Source organism: Aliidiomarina shirensis (assembly GCF_003987345.1).
Classification (GTDB): domain Bacteria; phylum Pseudomonadota; class Gammaproteobacteria; order Enterobacterales; family Alteromonadaceae; genus Aliidiomarina; species Aliidiomarina shirensis.
Genome location: NZ_PIPP01000015.1, coordinates 1 through 694, shown reverse-complemented (window position 1 = coordinate 694; position 694 = coordinate 1). Strand labels below are relative to the sequence as shown.

Annotated in this window: 2 tRNA genes; both read right to left on the bottom strand. The window is 47.6% G+C overall.

The annotated features are described in order from the left end of the window. Positions 1 to 266 precede the first annotated feature (266 nt). Positions 267 to 342: transfer RNA gene (locus CWE13_RS12500), tRNA-Ala, on the bottom strand. A 275-nt stretch (positions 343 to 617) separates the two neighbouring features. Continuing rightward, positions 618 to 694, bottom strand: a tRNA-Ile gene (locus tag CWE13_RS12495).

The window sequence follows — 694 nt, the reverse complement described above, 5'->3', positions numbered from 1 at the left end:
ATGAACGATACGCCACCAAAGTTAATCTGGTGAGTTATACCTGGCTTGTTCAAACTTCGTTTGTTTCTTTATCAGCTTGTCCAAATTATTAAAGAGCAACTCACATAATGTGATTGATAAATATTCTTTCAAAAGAACACTTAGCAATACGCATCATATGTGGAACAAAGAATCGGAGGAAAATGTAATTTCATTCAAATCAAGGCGCTGTGTAAGGAAGTGTACATCAGTACACGACGCACGCAGCAACGAAGAGTTGGATGAAATGGTGGAGCCATGCGGGATCGAACCGCAGACCTCCTGGATGCAAACCAGGCGCTCTCCCAGCTGAGCTATGGCCCCATAGTGCTTGTCTAAATCACCGATAGCCGCGTTGCGCGATTCGTTCAATCGGTCACATACCATCGAGGTATGCTCCCTCAATCACTCAACGTGCGCCTTGCTCTCGGCGATTTATCCTGCGCGTGCTGACTTCGGGGAAAACCCTTTTTCAACATGCACAAGGTTGCGCTTCTGACACCGAGAAAATCCTCGGTTTTGGCTGTGTGGCTAGGCAAAGTGTGAGGAAGCATACACCAGTATGCGACGAGCACTTTAACAACGCCAGACAGACAAAATGGTGGGTCTGAGTAGACTTGAACTACCGACCTCACCCTTATCAGGGGTGCGCTCTAACCAGCTGAGCTACAGACCC